This is a genomic window from Acidisphaera sp. L21 (genome assembly GCF_009765685.1).
GTDB lineage: Bacteria > Pseudomonadota > Alphaproteobacteria > Acetobacterales > Acetobacteraceae > LMUY01.
This window is the reverse complement of record NZ_LMUY01000150.1, coordinates 1-1,205: the sequence shown is the minus strand read 5'-3', so window position 1 is coordinate 1,205 and position 1,205 is coordinate 1. Positions and strand designations below refer to the sequence as shown.

2 protein-coding genes and 1 pseudogene are annotated in these 1,205 nt (G+C 64.5%); all 3 read right to left on the bottom strand.

Translation table 11 applies throughout. The annotated features are described in order from the left end of the window. Window positions 1-493: TRAP transporter large permease subunit (locus GSQ76_RS28410; RefSeq protein WP_158747450.1), on the bottom strand; the 493-nt coding region annotated here is incomplete at its 3' end. 22 nt (window positions 494-515) lie between these two features. Continuing rightward, window positions 516-1,001 carry a TRAP transporter small permease gene (locus tag GSQ76_RS28405; protein WP_158747449.1) on the bottom strand — a complete coding sequence of 162 codons (486 nt, stop codon included), beginning with the start codon at window positions 999-1,001 and terminating at the stop codon, window positions 516-518. A gap of 5 nt (window positions 1,002-1,006) precedes the next feature. Then, window positions 1,007-1,205, bottom strand: a pseudogene (locus GSQ76_RS28400) (TRAP transporter substrate-binding protein DctP); the annotation flags it as partial.

Sequence of the window (1,205 nt, the reverse complement as noted above, 5' to 3'; positions counted from 1 at the left end):
CGGAGGTGACGCCAAAGATCACGATCGGCAGGCTGGGCGGCACGATGGCGCCGATTGTCGCAGCCGAAGCATTGATCGCCGCCGCGGTTTCCGCCCGGTAGCCTGCCCGCTTCATCGCCCGGATTTCCACCGCACCCGTTCCCGCCGCATCTGCCACCGCCGACCCGGCCATGCCCGCGAAGATCAGGCTGGAGAGGATGCTGGCCTGCGCATACCCACCGCGCAGCGACCCGGTGATCGCCGTGGCAAATCGCACGATGCGGTCGGTGATGCGGGACGCGCTCAGCAGATTGCCCATGAGGATGAACAAAGGCGCGGCCACGATCGGGAACGAGTTCATGGCCTGCGCCATCTTCTGCGGCACGATCGACGGGGAAAGCCCGGCAAGGGAGACGAAGGCCAACGCGGCCAGCCCCATCGCAGCGAACAGCGGCAGCCCGGCCAGGATGCTCACCAGCCACACGCCACCGATGCCGAACATGAGGTTGGTCATGCCAATGCGAATCGGAAATTGGTCATTCCACCAACTCCTCCGAGAGAGGGGAGGTGGACACGAGCTTTCCTCGCTCGATGGCCTGGGCCACGCCCTGCACTGCCATCAGCAACCCGGCAGGGATCATCGGTATGTACAGCCAGGCCATCGAAATCGGCAGCGACGTCGCCTCCAGATCCTGGTTGCGGCGTACCAGGTAGACCCCATACCAGGCCAGAGCGCAGCCGAGCGCGACCATCGCGAGTTGGATCACCACCTCCGTCCCGCGATGCAGCGCCGGGGGGAGCAGGTCCTGGAAATACCGGATGCGGACATGGGCGCGGCGGCGCCCGGCGATCATCCAGCCGAACGAGGCGAGCCACACCATCACGAAGCGGGCGCCCTCGTCCGTCCAGATCAGCGGCTCTCCAGTGGCGCGCGTGATGACACCCAGCAGCACCGTCACCAACAGCACGAACAATAGCGTACAGGCCACAGCCTCCAACGCGCGGTCGAAGATTCGCACCATGCTGTTCAGGCCGAAGCAACTCTGTCCCAAAGGCCCTTGCCCCATTTCGCCTCGAACTTGCCGGGCAGGCTGGCGAGGACGGGCTTGCGGAAACTATCGAGATCGACCTCCTGAATATTCATCCCACCTTTACGGAACACATCCACCAGCCCGCTTTCCTGCCGAACGATCTCGTCGTCCTGCTCCTTGCCGTATTTTGCCAGG